The organism is Maricaulis salignorans (genome assembly GCF_900103475.1).
In the GTDB taxonomy this organism is placed as follows: domain Bacteria; phylum Pseudomonadota; class Alphaproteobacteria; order Caulobacterales; family Maricaulaceae; genus Maricaulis; species Maricaulis salignorans.
The window spans coordinates 1-14,832 of sequence record NZ_FNHG01000018.1; the positions used below are offsets into that span (position 1 = coordinate 1).

The window sequence follows — 14,832 nt, forward strand, 5'->3', positions numbered from 1 at the left end:
TTGTTCGCCCTGCGGGCTTCGGGTGGCAAGCCACCCGCAGCGCGCACCTGGGGCGAAGAGGTGCCCTCCGAAGCCTTGGCGAAGGAGGGCTGCGCCCCGCGTTTCATCAAGCCGTTTGTGACGCCTTGCCGCCAACGGCTGGGCAAGCCACCCGCAGCGCGCCAGGATTCGCGAAGCCGGCCCGTTATCACACTTCATCGCTTGCCTCCCCGGCGCCACGCGCTAGCCTGCCTGCGACACTCATTGTTTCGGGGGAGCCGCTCATGTCCGTTTTCAGATCAATCCTTGCGCTGCTTGTACTTGGCCTGGCCTCGCCGGTGCTGGCAGAGCCGATCGGATTTTTCCAGCTGTCGGACACGCGCTATAATCCTTCCGTGCCGGCGCCGGAGGACCGGTTTGGCTTCGGGGTCGGGGAGCGCCCGGTTCGCCATGACCAGATGGTCAGCTATCTCACCGAGATCGCGCAAGGCTCGGACCGCATCACGGTCGAGACCATCGGATATACCCATGAGCATCGCCCGATCCTGTTCTTCGTCGTCACCTCGCCGGAAAACCAGTCCCGGATCGAGGATATCCGCGCCGCCCATCTGGCCCAGCTCGACCCTGCCGCTGCTGCGGGCAATGGACCGGCGATTGTCTGGCTGAATTACGGCGTCCATGGCGCCGAACCGTCCGGCATGGACGCGGCGATTCCCATGCTCTACCATCTCGCGGCCGCCGAGGGCGCCGAGATCGAGCAGACCTTGCGCGACAGCGTTGTGCTGATCACTGCCGTCTTCAATCCGGACGGTCATAACCGGCGCGCCAGCCTGGTTGAAATGTTTGGTTCCGACATTGCCGTCACCGATCCGGCCCATGCCCAGCACAATTGGCCCAGCGCCCGCACCAATCATTACTGGTTTGACCTCAATCGCCAATGGCTGTTGCAGACCCAGCCGGAATCGCAAGCCTGGCTGACCCAGTGGCATCACTGGAAGCCCCAGGTCTCGGCCGATTTCCACGAGATGGGGACGGATGCGACCTTCTATTTCCACCCTGGTGAACCGCGCCGTCTCAACCCGCTGATACCGGGACGGGCGCGTGAACTGACCCGCAATATCGCCCAGCACCATATCGGTTTTCTCGACCAGGAGGCGCGCCTCTATACGACCGAGGAAGGGTTTGACAATTTCTATGTCGGCAAGGGCTCGACCTATCCCCAGGTCAATGGCTCGCTCGGTATCCTGTTCGAGATTGGCTCGGCCCGCGGTGGTCTGATCGAAAGCAATCATGGCCTTGTCAGCCATGGTGATAATGTCCGCACCCAGTTCCGCACTGGTCTGACAACGATTGCCGGTGCCCTGGCGCAGCGCCGCGAGATTGCGGCCTATCAGCGGCAATTCTTCGCCGATGCGGCCGCCAGTGCCGGGCGTGACCGCACTCGCGGCTATGTCTTTTCGGCCGAGGGGGATCCGGCCCGGCTCAACCTCTTCCTTGATCTGCTCGACCGGCATGATGTCACGGTCCACGCGCTGGCCCGTGACCTGCGCGCCGACGGTCGCACCTATCGCGCTGGCGAGGCCTACATCGTGCCGATGCAACAGCGGCAATATGTGATGATCCGCGCCCTGTTCGACCGGGTCACCAGTTTCGAGGAGAATGTCTTCTATGACGTCTCCGGCTGGACCCTGCCGCTCGCCTATGACCTGGAATACTCGGCCCTGACCGGCAATCTGTCGGCCCAATCGCTCGGTGAGGTGGCTCGTCCTGGCAATATCGCATTCAGCGCACCGCCGGTCTCGAGCTATGGTTATGTGCTGCGCTGGTCCGACTATTACGCCCCGCGGGCGCTCTATCGCCTGCTTGATGCGGATATCCGTGTCCGCATTGCGACCGAGACGGCAATGATCATGACCCATGAGGGCCTGATCGAATTTGGCCCCGGCACGGCTTTCATCCCGCTGGTCGGGCAGGATGTCAGCGCCGCTGACATCCATGATCTCGCCGGCCGGATCGCGGCCGAGGACGGTGTGCCTGTCTACTCGGCCACGACCGGCTCCACCCCGGGCGACACGCCGGATCTGGGTGACCGCAATGGTTTCCGTCCGGTCGAGCGTCCGGAGATTCTGCTTCTGTTCGATGACGGCATCTCGCTCTATGACGCCGGCGAAGTCTGGCACCAGCTCGACCACCGCATGCAGATCCCCGTCACCCTGCGCCGCAAGAGTGAGCTCGCTGGCCTCGACTGGTCGCGCTACACGCATCTGGTCGTTGTCGGCGGCAATAATACCGGTTTCGCCGGCGCCGATCTGGAGCGTATCCGCGACTGGATCCGCGATGATGGCGGCGTGTTGATCGCCTCACGGCAGGCTGCGCAGATGGCTCAGCGGGCCTTTTTCGACCTGGATGAGGATGCGGATGATGCGGCGGCGGAAACCGGTGAGCCGGTACGGCGCGATTATGCCGCCATGCCGGTGGATGATGCCGAGCATGTGATTGGCGGTGCGATCTTTGCCGGCGATCTCGATACCAGCCACCCGATCGGCTTTGGCTATTCGGATCGCTTCATCGCTGTGCACCGCAATACGGAGTTCGTGCTGGACCGGCCTGAAGATGATCCGTTTGCGGTTGTCGTCGAGTATGCCGCTGATCCACTCCTGTCCGGCTATGCCTCGCAGCGCCGCCGCGACGAGATCGCCGGAACGCCGGCGGTGATTGCCCAGCGGCTGGGACGGGGGTCGGTGGTGATGTTCGCCGACAATCCCAATTTCCGCGCCACATTCCGCGGTCCCGAGAAAATGTTCCTCAATGCGGTCTTCTTCGGCGGCCTGATCAATCGGCCACGCGGCGATTACTAGCGCCATGTGCCCGGCCCGGGCGGGCCAGGGCGTATGCCCGGGTCAACGAGCGTCCAGGATATCAATCAGACTGGCCGGATTGGCGGCATCGAAGAGGCGCACATCCGCGCGCGGGGCATGACGCGCAATCGTGTTGGCCGTCTCGGCGGCGCTGACCGGGCCGGGCGACATTTCATTGATGATCACCGTGCAGCGCCCATCGAGCGCTCGCAGGGCTGTCAGCGTGTGAGAGATCGTGCCCAGATAATTGCCGGCCACCAGGACGGGCCGCGCATCGAGTTCGCGGATCAGGTCGAGATTGAGCCCGTCCTCGGCAATCGGTGACATGACGCCACCCGCGCCCTCGACCAGGGTCGGACCGGCCGGGTCGAGATGGTCGAGGCACCAGTTGACCAGCGGTGCCAGCCGGAGATCGCGCTGTTCCAGCCGCGCTGCCATGTCCGGCGAGATCGCAGCCCTGAAGCGCCAGGGCGTCATCGCCTGCACGGCCTGGGCATTGAGCGCCTGGCCATTGGCGCGCAGCAGGCGGATCGTGTCCGTGGCTGACAGGGCATCGGGATCGAAACCGGAAGCGACCGGTTTGAGCACGCGTGCGGGCTGCCCCGCCGCGCGCAGGGCGGACAACAGCGCGCACAGAATATGGGTTTTGCCGATATCGGTGCCGGTTCCGGTGAAGAAATAGGGCCTTCGCATCATTCCACCGCCTCATCTTGCGGCGCCCAGGCTGCGACCAGCCGGGCGAGACGGTCAATATCGGCCTCCTTATGGGCGGCCGAGAAGGTGATCCGCAGGCGCGCCGTGCCGCGCGGGACCGTCGGGGGCCGGATCGCCGTCACGAGAAAGCCTTCGGCTCGCAGCTGCGCCGAGGCGTCGAGGGCGGCGGTGGCGCTGCCCAGGATCACCGGCACGATCGGCGAGGCGGGCTCGGGCAGGCCGGCGGCGGCGCAGAAACGGCGCGCCAGCCCGGTCGGCCGCTCGCACAGCGCCGGTTCGCTCTCGATCAGGTCGAGCGCCTTGAGGGCAGCGGCGATACTGGCCGGAGCCGGAGCCGTCGTGAAGACGAGCGGCCGGGCGCGGGTGCGCAACAACTCGCACACGGCGCGCGAGGCGCACAGATAGCCGCCATAACTGCCGAGCGCTTTCGACAAAGTCCCCATTTGCAGTGGCGCCTGGACCGCCGGGGTGAATGCATGCGCCGAACCGCGGCCGCCAGCGACAACCCCGACACCATGGGCGTCATCAACCAGCAGCCAGGCATTATGGCGGTCAGCCAGGGCCTGCAGGCCGGGCAGGGGCGCCAGATCGCCATCCATCGAGAAAACGCCATCGGTCAGGATCATGGCGCGGCGGGCGTCCGGGCGCAGTTCGGCCAGCTTGGCCGAAAGCCCGGCGAGATCATTATGCGGGAAGGTTTCGACCCGGGCGCGTGATAATTGCGCGCCGGCAAACAGGCAGGCATGGGCCAGTTCATCTATCAGGATCAGATCGCCGGAACTGAGCAGGGCGGGGGCAATCGCCAGATTGGCCAGATAGCCCGAGCCGAACAGGATGCAGTCCTCACTCCCCTTGAAGCGCGCCAGGCGCGCTTCAAGTTCAAACAGGAGCGGATGACCACCGGTCACCAGGCGCGATGCCCCCGAGCCGGTGCCATAGCGGGCCGTTGCGGCCTGGGCGGCGGCAATGACCTCCCGATGGCGGCTGAGGCCGAGATAATCATTGGAGCAGAAATTGAGCAGGGATTGACCGGTCTGCTCGACCCTGACCGCATCGAGACCATCGGTTTCGACAATATGGCGGCGCAGCTGACTGCGCTCCAGGCCGGCCAGCTTGCCGCTGGCATAGGCGTCAAGCGTTGCAGACGCGGGCAGGGCGCTGGATGTTGGCTCGGGGCTGGCTTCGGTCGATCTCATCTCTGCCCTGTCGCACAGAATTCAGGCCTGCTAAAGCCCTGACATGAAAACATCGTCCCCCGATCCGGCCCGCCAGCATCTCTGGCGGCCCTATACCCAGATGAAGACCACCCCGGCCGCCCTGCCGGTCGTTTCGGCCGAGGGGGTTCGCCTTCGCCTTGCCGACGGCCGTGAGCTGATTGATGGCATATCCTCCTGGTGGACGGTCTGTCATGGCTATCGCCACCCCCACATCATCGAAGCCGTGAAGGATCAGCTTGATCGCGTGCCGCATGTCATGCTGGGCGGGCTCACCCATGACCCTGCCGAACGCCTCGCTGCGCGGCTGGCGGCGCTGGCACCGGGCGATCTCAATCACGTCTTCTTCTGCGAGTCCGGATCGGTTTCGGTCGAGATCGCGATGAAAATGGCGATTCAGTACTGGATCAACCAGGGCATTCATGGGCGCACACGCTTCGTCGCCTTTCGGGGCGGCTATCATGGCGACACCATCGCCACCATGTCAGTCTGTGACCCCGATGAAGGCATGCATTCGCTGTTTGCCGGCTCGCTGCCACGCCAGATCATTGCCGATCTCCCGGTCGATGCCGATTCGCGGGCCCGATTCGAGGCGCTGCTGGATGCGCAGGCCGGCGAGATTGCCGGTGTGATGACCGAGCCGCTCGTCCAGGGGGCGGGGGGGATGAAATTCCATACGCCGGAAACGCTGCAGGCCATGCGTGAGGCCTGTGATGCCCGCGGCCTGCCCCTGATCTTCGACGAGATCATGACCGGCTTTGGCCGCCTCGGCACCCTGTTTGCGGCCGAAAAAGCCGGCGTGACGCCCGATATCATGACAGTCTCCAAGGCGCTCACCGGCGGCACCCTGCCGCTGGCCGCGGCCATGGCCTCAAAGACGATATTCAACGCTTTCTGGAGCGATGAGGCCTCGGCCGCGCTGATGCACGGGCCGACCTATATGGGTAACCCGGCCGCCTGTGCTGCGGCCAATGCGTCGCTGGACCTGTTCGAACGTGAGCCACGCCTGCAGCAGGTCGCTGCCATTGAGCGCGCCTTCGCCCGTCTTCTGCCGCCAGCCCGCGATATCCCGGGCGTGGTCGATGTGCGCTGGCAGGGCGCGATCGGTGTGATCGAGATGTCTGGCCTGCCGGCGGTCGAATCGCTCAAGGCTGATTTTGTCGAAGCCGGGATCTGGGTGCGCCCCTTCAACAATATCATTTATCTCATGCCGCCCTTCGTGATCTGCGATAGCGATCTGGAAACGCTGATAAACACCTGTCTGGCTGTGACGCGCCGCTGGGCCGGACAGCATTTTGCGGGCGTCTGAGGGGGCCGCTGCTTTCATGCTGTTCACCCCTGCCCAAAGTCGCTTGACCGGGCGGCAGTGAAACCTTAGACAAACGCCTCTCGCTGAGGCGGGAACACCAAGCGGGTGTAGCTCAGTTGGTTAGAGCGCCGGCCTGTCACGCCGGAGGTCGCGGGTTCGAGTCCCGTCACTCGCGCCATTTTCCTGTCCCGAAGGTTTCGGGAGCGAAAATGGTCCTGGATACGAAGACGGCCGTCCCCCGGGGCGGCCGTTTCGCGTTGCGGCGCGACATTCAGCTTTGTAGGACCGAGCTGGAATGATCCGAAATCAAACAGGAAGCTTTGGTTGTGCGTGAATTTGACGTTGTCGCGATGCCGCTGGTTGCGGCCCTGCCCATCGCCGGCCGACGCGGTCAGTCCCAGTTTTCGCGCTCGGCATCGGCGATATCCGCGAGCTGATCAACACCGGCTGCGGCGATGCGGGCCCGGCGGATGCCCTGCCGGGCGCGGTTGTTCAGCGACGGATCGAGTTCCATCACCCGGTAATAATAATTCTCCGCCGCACTGGTATCGCTGACCAGTTCCGAACAAATGCCCAGATTCAAAAGCAGGCCGGCGCTATTGGGCTCCAGCGCTTCAAGCGCGCCCCATTCCTGGCAGGCTTCATAGACAGAATCATTCTGGGCCAGGTCGGTGGCGTATTCGAAGGCGGGGCGGCTGGTTTCGCTGACAGTGTCGGAATTGGTGAAGAAGGACGCCGTAAACTGCTGATTATGCGGCGCGACGTCGAGCAGGACAGCGCTGGCAATCCCCTGGGCGGCCTGGAATTCGAGCTGGCCATAAGTGCGCGATGCCGTCTGGCCGGGACACCAGCTGTCCTGCGCGCGATTGCGGTAATCCTGGGAATAGACGATGCGGCCGGTGCGGGCGTCGATCAGGTCGATCTGCGCGGCCAGGTCGATATAATAGCGTGTGCAGGTCACTTCGCGATTGACGCGGGTGGCGCAGCGATCATCGCCGGAACGGACGCAGACCGATTGCGTGGTCTGGTAATATTCTTCCTGCCGGCGATCATTGATCATGCGGCCGCCATAATGGCCATCGGCGCGCCGTTGATCGCGGACCACTGTGAAGAAATTCTGTCCGTCCAGCGTGTGACGGCCCAGCGCGGTCTCCAGCGCGTCGCGCACGGCATGGCCGCCGCGGCCCCGCAGGTTGTCGACGTAAATGACACGCAGCAGCGAGGCGTCGGGATAGCGGGCCGGTGCGACGACCGAGACCGGAACCGTGGTCGCGCAGGCGCTCAGCACGAGTGCCAGGGTGAGCGCGCAGGCGCGTTGGATCGCATTGGATGGCATGGTCATTCCCCCGAAAGCTTCAAGCTGGGCTGTCATGGCAAAAAGGTTAACGGGAAATGGTGGCAATGCAACGCCTGATGGGCCGCGATCGCCGCTGTGTCGAGTGCGCCAAGGGTTGCCGGGACAGGCCGTGCGGGCGAGGTGCCGGTCTTGCGAAATGACTTGCTGTCACAGCCCATTCATGGGAGAGGGCAGGCAACACACCGTGCGTAGATGATGTCGATCTCATCGACGGTGTGCGTTGGCGAGATTAACTGCGTATCGATCCCAGCCAAACCAGACGTGCCGCGTGCGGCACACCGACATGGCGGCTGTTCTACGCAAGCTTCCTCGATGCAAAACCGGCATCGCACGCGATGGGCTATGGCTCACGCGGCGGATGCCTATTATGAAAGCGTGCCCCTCCTTGACCAAATTTACCGAACTCGGCCTTGCCGAACCTATTCTTCGCGCCCTGACGTCGGAGGGCTATGAAAGCCCGACCCCGATCCAGGCCGAATTCATCCCCGACATGCTGGCCGGCCGCGACCTCGTCGGTATCGCCCAGACCGGGACCGGCAAGACCGCCGCTTTCCTCCTGCCAATCCTCAACGGGCTGGCCGATGCTGGCGGACCGGTTGAGCCGAAATGCTGCCGTGCCCTGATCCTGACGCCGACGCGCGAGCTGGCGGCGCAGATTGAACAGGCCATCCGCACCTATGGCCGGCATGTGCGCTATTCCGTGGCGCTGGTGGTCGGCGGGGCCAAGCCATTCCCGCAAATCCGCGCCCTGTCGCGCGGGGTCGACATCGTCGTCGCCACGCCGGGCCGGCTCGTCGACCATATGGAATCCGGGGCGATCAAGCTCAACCAGACCCGCACCCTGGTGCTCGACGAGGCCGACCAGATGCTCGATCTCGGCTTTCTGCCGGCGGTGCGCGATATTTCAGCCAAGCTCAATTTCAACCGTCAGACCGTGCTGACCTCGGCGACCATGCCGAAACAGATCCGCGCCCTGATCAAGGACCTGCTGAAAGACCCGAAACACATCTCGGTCGCCGGCCAGTCGCAGCCGATCGAACTGATCGATCAGCGCGTCATCCTGTGCAATCGCGAGTCGAAGCGTTCGCTCCTGCTCGACATCCTGTCGACCCAGGACATGACGCGCGGCATCGTGTTTACCCGCACCAAGCGCGGCGCCGACCGGGTGCATGAGCATCTGATCAAATACGGTCTCAACGCCAAGGCGATCCATGGCGACAAGACCCAGGGCGACCGGACCCGTGCGCTGGACGGTTTCCGCCGCGGCAAGATCAAGATCCTTGTCGCCACCGATGTCGCCGCACGCGGCATTGATGTCGATGACGTCTCCCATGTGGTCAATTACGAGATGCCCAATGTGCCGGAGGCCTATGTCCACCGGATCGGCCGCACCGCGCGGGCCGGCAAGACCGGTATTGCGATCTCGCTCGTCGACAATAGCGAGAAGCATTATCTGCGTGAGATCGAACATCTGATCGGCACCGATATTCCCAAGCGCGGCGCCGGCCATGTTGTCGAGCTTGAGGGTGATGAGGCCGATGCCGCCGTGCCGAGCAAGCCGCGCGCCAAACCGGTCAAGCGCGCCTTCAAGGCGCAAACGGGCGGACGTGACGGCGACGCGCCCAAACGCACTGGCGAACGTGCGGCGCCGCGGGGCAAGCCCGCTGGTGCGCCGCGCACCGGTGATGATTTCAAACGTCGCGAAGGACGCCCGGCGCCGGCGGCCTATGCCGGCCGTGACGGGGCGGCACGCGGCAAGACCTCAACGGGTGCGGCGCGTGATGGCGATGATTTCAAGCGCCGCGATCCGCGCCCGGCCAAGGCCGGTCATCCCGGCCGCGATGGTGAAAAACGCGGCGATGCCCGACCGGCCGCACGCGGCAAACCGGGCAAGGGACCCCGCGATGGCGAGAAGCGCGGCGAGGGCCGCCCGGCCGCCCATGGCAAATCCACCGGGCCCGCACGGGACGGCGGCAAGCCGAAATTCAAGGGCGGGGAACGCTCGAAGGGTACGGCCTCAAAAGGCGGTGAAGGCAAGATCTTCAAACCGCGCCGTCCGGGCAGCCGTCCATCCTGATCGGCCAATCGCCAGATCGACCTCCCGATATCCAAACGGCCGCCTTTCGGGGCGGCCGTTTTTCTTCCTGCCGGAGCCTGGCGCCATGGGCCGGCTAGAAGGGGCGCCCGACGAAGACATAGAGTGACTGGCGGTCGGCATCGGACCGGCCATAGGCCAGATAGACCGGACCCATCACCGTATCGGCGGCGAGAAAGACGCTGCCGGCCAGGGTGATGTCGGAGGCGCTGGCCAGGTCCGGATCGGCCCAGACATTGCCGGCCTCAAGCGAGGCCCCGGCATAGAGCGGGACGCCGAAGGCCTGGCTGTTATCGCGGTTCAGCCGGCGCCGATAGACCAGCCGGCCCAGGGCGTAGGTTTCACCGACCAGCTCTTCTTCCTTATAGCCGGACAGGCTGAACAGGCCGCCGACCCGGTAGAGGGATTCGATCGGCATCGTGCCCGACAGGCTCGAAGCGGCGTCGAGCTGGGCGATCAGGGTATCGGAGCCGCGCGACCAGGCCTGCATGACGTGCGCTTCAAGTGTCTCGAAATCAGCGCTGGCACCGATCGATTCGCGGGCGATTGACCAGCGCGATGACAGGCGTACGCCCCGGGTCGGGAAGAAGGCGCTGTCGAGCGTGTCGAGCCCGGCGGAAAGATTGAACTGGCCGATATCGACCGCAATGGTTTCAGGTGTCGCAAACCCGTCATGCAGACGCGCCTCGCCCGTGCCGCGCTGATAGCCGAAACGGATTTCCGCCGGGATGTCGAACTGCCAGCCGGCATCGAGCTGGATCTCGGCGAAATTGGCGCGGTAGGAGCCGGTGCGGAAACCGTCCTCGCGATAGCGCGGGACATTGCGCATGACGAAATTGGCGCGCGGCGCGACGAAGAGATGTTGTGAGGTGTCGAACAGTTTGAACACTTCCGCGGTCAGGCCGAACCGGTCGCCAAATACGGCATCCACCCGGACCTCCGAGCCGAAACGGTCAATTGGCGGCGAGCGGTATTCCAGCGAAATCAGGTATTCGCCATTACCGTCGAAATCATTCTCCAGCGTCATGCCGGCCCGGATATGGGCGACATCATCGGCGCGCGCGACGGCATCAATCACCAGCGCGGTATTTTCGCCGTTCTCGCGCAATTCATAGGTCACCCATTCGAAGGCACCCAGACCGTAAATCCCGGCGAGATCGTCGGACAGGCTCTCGACATCCAGCGCTTCGCCCGGTGCCTGGTGGACATGGGAGAGCAGGACGGAATCGTCGAGCCGGGACGTGTTTTCGATCAGGACTTCATCAATCCGGGGCAGGGGGCGCGATACCAGGCGGGTGTGGTCGGTTGCGAGGGCCTGTAATTGTGGGAAATAGGCATCGGCGGCGAGCGTGCCGGCTTCGATCAGCTCGACCCCGCGGGAGAAATCGCCGGTCGTCAGCGTGCCCTGGTCGACCTGGATCAGAATGTCCTGCGGTCCGAGCAGGGCCAGCTGGGCGGTCTCGTTGGAGCGTACAAGCAGGGTCATCGACTGGGCCATCAGATCGACCCCGGTGCGCAATTCCTCAGCCGTCAGAAGCCGGCCCTGCATCGCCACGACGATGATGATATCGGCGCCCATCGCCTGGGCGACATCGACCGGGATATTCTTGCTCAGCCCGCCATCGACCAGCAGCCGTCCATCGATCTCCGCCGGCGGCAGCACGCCGGGCACGGCCATGGAGGCACGCATGGCCATCGCCAGGTCGCCATCCTCCAGGCTGACCGGCTCACCGGTGACGATATCGGTGGCGACGGCGCGGAAGGGAATCGGCATGTCGTCGAACGAGCCGCGGCCCGGATTGAGAACCATATTGCGCAGGGAGAGATTGAGGTTCTGGTCATTGATGAAGGCGCGCGGCAGGCGCAGCCCGTCGCGATCGACGCTGAAACTCAGCTCGGCCGGGAAGTTCTCCTCCTCGCGCCGGCGACGGTAGGAGAGCGAGCGGCGCGGCGAATCTGCGCTGAAAATGCGTTGCCAGTCCATCGCGAGCACGGCCTGCTCGAGCTGGTCAGCCGAATAGCCGGTGGCATAGAGGCCGCCGACCACGGCGCCCATGGAGGTGCCGACGATCAGGTCAGGCTGGACGCCAGCCCGCTCGAGCGTGCGTATGGCCCCGATATGGGCAATGCCCAGCGCGCCGCCGCCGGAGAGGACGAGGGCGATGCGTGGATGATTGCACGGCGCCGGCGCGGGATTGCAGCGCGTCCAGCGATCCGGCTCGGTGACCGGCGGTGGCAGCGTCATCAGCCCGTCGGCATAGCCGGTGCCCTGGGCCTGCGGGATCTCGCCGGGCTGAGCCAGGCCAGGCGCCGCGGCGGTCACACCGAGAGCGGCGCAGACCAGCAGCCGGAAACAGTGTCTGAAACGAGATGCCATGCCGATTTCCATATCCTGATACGCGCGGCAGAGCGGCCGCTATCACCTTGGTTGAGGAGCGAGAGGTCAAGGTCAAGGCTTCGATCGCGCAATCGCGTCTTGCCCTTGACCGGTAATCACCGCACTTTCTGGCGAAGTTGTGGCTTGGGGGATGAAATGCGCATTATTCTATCAGCGATTTTGGGCTTGGGACTCGCCGCTTGTGGCCAATCGGGCCAACCGCCCGCGCAGCCCGTATCAGACCCCGCGACCATTCGCGTGCTCGACCAGGGCGAGGTCATTGGATCCCGCACCGCCCGCGGCGCAGAGGCCTGGCGCGGCCTGGCCTTTGCCGCACCGCCGGTCGGGGATTTGCGCTGGCGCGCGCCACGCCCGGTGCTGGCGCATGAGGGTGTGTTTGAGGCGCTGGAATCGCCGGATCGCTGCGCCCAGATCACCAATGGCTTCGACTCCGACCTGGAACCGGATCAACTGATCGGCGGCGAGGATTGCCTTTATCTCGATATCTACGCGCCGCCGGGGGCCAGTGACCGCGATCTTCCGGTCATGGTCTTCATCCATGGTGGCGCCAATACATGGGGCTATGCAGGCCAGTATGATGGCTCGCAGCTGGCGCTTGACCAGGATGTCATTGTGGCGGTCATCCAGTACCGGCTGGGCCCGCTCGGCTGGTTCGCGATCCCGGCTCTGCGCGCCGATGCGCAAATGCCCGAGGACGCGGCGGCGAATTTCGCCTTGCTGGACCAGATCGCGGCCCTGGCCTGGGTGCGCGACAATATCTCGGTCTTTGGCGGTGATCCGCAGCGGGTCACGATTTTCGGCGAGAGCGCCGGCGCCCAGAATGTGTTGGCCCTGATGGCCTCGCCGCTGGCGGATGGCCTCTTCCATCGGGCCATCGCCCAAAGCGGCACCATGCGCAGCGTCTCGCTGGCGCGCGCCGAAGGCACCCAGCCTCTGCCGGCCAGTGCGCTGGACGAGATCGCCGGTCTGGAGGCCGGTGCACGTTTTGCCGGTGCCAATGCGCCGGCCAGCGCCTTGAGGGCGGCCTCGCTCGAGGACATTTTCGCCGCCTATGGCGAGGCTGATATGCCGCGGGTGATCGAAGATGGTGTGACCTTGCCGGTGGGCGGAATGCGCGCCGCCTTCGCAGACCCGCAGCGCCGGTTCGTGCCTCTGATTACCGGCAGTAATCGCGATGAGAGCCGGCTTTATCTCGCCTTCGACCCGGAATTCACCAAGACGACATTCGGAGTGATCCGCAATCGGCGTGATCCTGCGCGCTATGTCGCCAATGGCGATTATGGTGCCCGGCTCTGGCGGCTGGACGGCGTCGATGATGCGGCCGACCGCCTTGTCGCCGCCGGGCATGACCGGGTCTGGGCCTATCGTTTTGACTGGGATGAGGGCGGTTCATTGCTCTTCACCGACACCGGCGCCTTGCTCGGTGCGGCGCACAGCATGGAATTGCCCTTCGTGTTCAACGATTTTTCGATCCTTTACGGCGATATCGGCAAAGTCCTTTTCACCAACGCCAATGCCGAGGGCCGGCAGGCTGTGGCGAACGCGATGGGCGCTTATTGGGGCGCCTTTGCCCGTGCCGGTGATCCCAATGCGGGCGAGGGGGAGTGGCTGAACTGGCCGGTCTGGCAGGCCGGCGGACGCCTGCTGCGGTTCGACACGCCAGCCGACGGTGGTGTGGACGTCCTCACCGGCAATGATGACTGGGCCCGCCTGACCGCCGAGATCATCGCCAATCAGGACGTCACTGCGGCTGATCGCTGCGCGATAGCCGGTATCGCCGCCATGCGCGACGTCGCCGCCGGTGAGGCGATGCATGAGGCGTTCGGCTGTGAGCCCGCCGGCGCCGGTGACGACTAGGGACAAGTGTATGAGGTGTATGCGGCCCGGCGCGGTGGATACGGATTGATCATGGGTGCTCGCAATGCTTGAACGCGGTGGTTCTCCTTGAGGGCCATAGCTGGAAAGCCGCGCATGACTGTGCCTGAATACCGAGACTATCGACTGAGCGATGGCGTGTTGTCGGCCCGGGTCTGGTCCAATCCCGGCGCGCCCGTGCTGGTGTTTGCCCATGCCAATGGGTTTTGCGCCCGCGCCTATGACCAGATGCTGACGCCGCTGGCCGACCGTTTCGAGATTGTCGCGCCGGATCTGCGCGGGCATGGACGTTCGCGCCTGCCAGCCGATCCGGACACTCATCGCAGCTGGGATGTCTATGCCGCTGACTTGCGGCAGCTCTACGACCAATTGCCGCAGGCTCCGGCCATTCTGTCGGGGCATTCAATGGGGGCCGCCAGTAGCTTGCTCGCCGCGGCCCGTTTGCCAACCAGACCGGTGCTGGCGCTGGTCGAACCGGTCATCCTGCCCCTCAGTGTCAATCTGGTGGGGCGCTGGCCCACGCACAACCTGTTCAAGGGCCGTTTCGGCATCGCCAATCAGGCCCGGCGCCGCGCCAATGGCTGGGCCGATCGCGCAGCTGTTGCCCGGCGTTACGGGCGTCACAAGACGTTTTCCAGCTGGGGCCCCGGCGTGCTTGAGGATTATCTCGCCGACGGTCTGGTCGAAGACGAAACCGGTGTGCATCTGGCCTGTGACCCGCATTGGGAAGCGGCCAATTATGAGGCCCAGGGGCATGATTGCATGCGCGCGGCACGGATGGTTGGCGACCGCGCCCATGTGCTCAAGGCCCCCCGCGGTTCGACCGTCGTCAATCAGGCGGGGTTACGGCGTCGCGGCGTCAGCATCGAGCGAATTGACGCGGTCAGCCATCTGGCGCCGATGGAAGCACCGGACCGTGTTGGCGCCTGGATCGCGGGCATTGCGCGACGCGCACTGCGTTGAGCCGCTGCGCCACGAGCCGGTGATTGCGGGCGTTGTCGGATCCGGCTTTCCACACCGATCTTTGCGACCC

General features: G+C 64.7%; 9 protein-coding genes and 1 tRNA gene. 6 read left to right on the forward strand and 4 right to left on the reverse strand.

All coding sequences use genetic code 11. From position 1 onward, the window contains the following. The first annotated feature begins 263 nt into the window (after nt 1–263). Nucleotides 264–2,837, forward strand: a complete 2,574-nt coding sequence (locus BLT42_RS12355; RefSeq protein ID WP_091771246.1) for a M14 family zinc carboxypeptidase — start codon at nt 264–266, stop codon at nt 2,835–2,837. 42 nt (nt 2,838–2,879) lie between these two features. Here the strand turns inward: BLT42_RS12355 and bioD are convergent, their stop codons facing one another. Both bioD and bioF read right to left on the reverse strand, forming a co-directional pair. Continuing rightward, nucleotides 2,880–3,533 carry a dethiobiotin synthase gene (gene bioD / locus BLT42_RS12360; protein WP_091771248.1) on the reverse strand — a complete coding sequence of 218 codons (654 nt, stop codon included), beginning with the start codon at nt 3,531–3,533 and terminating at the stop codon, nt 2,880–2,882. Beyond that, nucleotides 3,530–4,747 (reverse strand): 8-amino-7-oxononanoate synthase, encoded by a 1,218-nt coding sequence (gene bioF / locus BLT42_RS12365; protein ID WP_091771250.1) that lies wholly within the window; start codon nt 4,745–4,747, stop codon nt 3,530–3,532. Before bioF ends, bioD begins: the two co-directional genes overlap by 4 nt. Before the next feature lie 43 nt (nt 4,748–4,790). Between bioF and BLT42_RS12370 the strand changes: the two genes are divergently transcribed. Next, nucleotides 4,791–6,074 carry an adenosylmethionine--8-amino-7-oxononanoate transaminase gene (locus tag BLT42_RS12370; protein WP_091771252.1) on the forward strand — a complete coding sequence of 428 codons (1,284 nt, stop codon included), beginning with the start codon at nt 4,791–4,793 and terminating at the stop codon, nt 6,072–6,074. Between the two features lie 101 nt (nt 6,075–6,175). Beyond that, nucleotides 6,176–6,252, forward strand: a tRNA-Asp gene (locus tag BLT42_RS12375). A gap of 213 nt (nt 6,253–6,465) precedes the next feature. On the opposite strand, the gene BLT42_RS12380 is transcribed toward BLT42_RS12375, so the two are convergent. After that, nucleotides 6,466–7,410: a hypothetical protein gene (locus tag BLT42_RS12380; protein WP_143024140.1), complete on the reverse strand. Its 945-nt coding sequence runs from the start codon at nt 7,408–7,410 to the stop codon at nt 6,466–6,468. Between the two features lie 406 nt (nt 7,411–7,816). On the opposite strand from BLT42_RS12380, the gene BLT42_RS12385 reads away from it, so the two are divergent. Next, nucleotides 7,817–9,508, forward strand: coding sequence for a DEAD/DEAH box helicase (locus BLT42_RS12385; RefSeq protein ID WP_091771256.1), 1,692 nt, complete (start codon nt 7,817–7,819; stop codon nt 9,506–9,508). 94 nt (nt 9,509–9,602) lie between these two features. On the opposite strand, the gene BLT42_RS12390 is transcribed toward BLT42_RS12385, so the two are convergent. Then, entirely contained in the window at nt 9,603–11,903 is a 2,301-nt protein-coding gene (locus BLT42_RS12390) for a patatin-like phospholipase family protein (protein ID WP_176780353.1), read from the reverse strand. Nucleotides 11,904–12,089: 186 nt separating this feature from the next. Between BLT42_RS12390 and BLT42_RS12395 the strand changes: the two genes are divergently transcribed. Beyond that, the gene (locus BLT42_RS12395) at nt 12,090–13,781 is read left to right on the forward strand and encodes a carboxylesterase/lipase family protein (protein ID WP_176780354.1); all 1,692 of its coding nucleotides are present in this window, start codon (nt 12,090–12,092) and stop codon (nt 13,779–13,781) included. A gap of 114 nt (nt 13,782–13,895) precedes the next feature. Then, nucleotides 13,896–14,762 (forward strand): alpha/beta fold hydrolase, encoded by an 867-nt coding sequence (locus BLT42_RS12400; RefSeq protein ID WP_091771261.1) that lies wholly within the window; start codon nt 13,896–13,898, stop codon nt 14,760–14,762. The last annotated feature ends 70 nt before the right edge of the window (nt 14,763–14,832 follow it).

What these genes read in the sequence shown, in the direction of transcription:
- BLT42_RS12355 (WP_091771246.1), top strand. Translation starts at nt 264, where the DNA reads ATGTCCGTTTTCAGATCAATCCTTGCGCTGCTTGTACTTGGCCTGGCC.
- bioD (WP_091771248.1), bottom strand. Translation starts at nt 3,533, where the DNA reads ATGATGCGAAGGCCCTATTTCTTCACCGGAACCGGCACCGATATCGGC.
- bioF (WP_091771250.1), bottom strand. Translation starts at nt 4,747, where the DNA reads ATGAGATCGACCGAAGCCAGCCCCGAGCCAACATCCAGCGCCCTGCCC.
- BLT42_RS12370 (WP_091771252.1), top strand. Translation starts at nt 4,791, where the DNA reads ATGAAAACATCGTCCCCCGATCCGGCCCGCCAGCATCTCTGGCGGCCC.
- BLT42_RS12380 (WP_143024140.1), bottom strand. Translation starts at nt 7,410, where the DNA reads ATGCCATCCAATGCGATCCAACGCGCCTGCGCGCTCACCCTGGCACTC.
- BLT42_RS12390 (WP_176780353.1), bottom strand. Translation starts at nt 11,903, where the DNA reads ATGGCATCTCGTTTCAGACACTGTTTCCGGCTGCTGGTCTGCGCCGCT.
- BLT42_RS12400 (WP_091771261.1), top strand. Translation starts at nt 13,896, where the DNA reads ATGACTGTGCCTGAATACCGAGACTATCGACTGAGCGATGGCGTGTTG.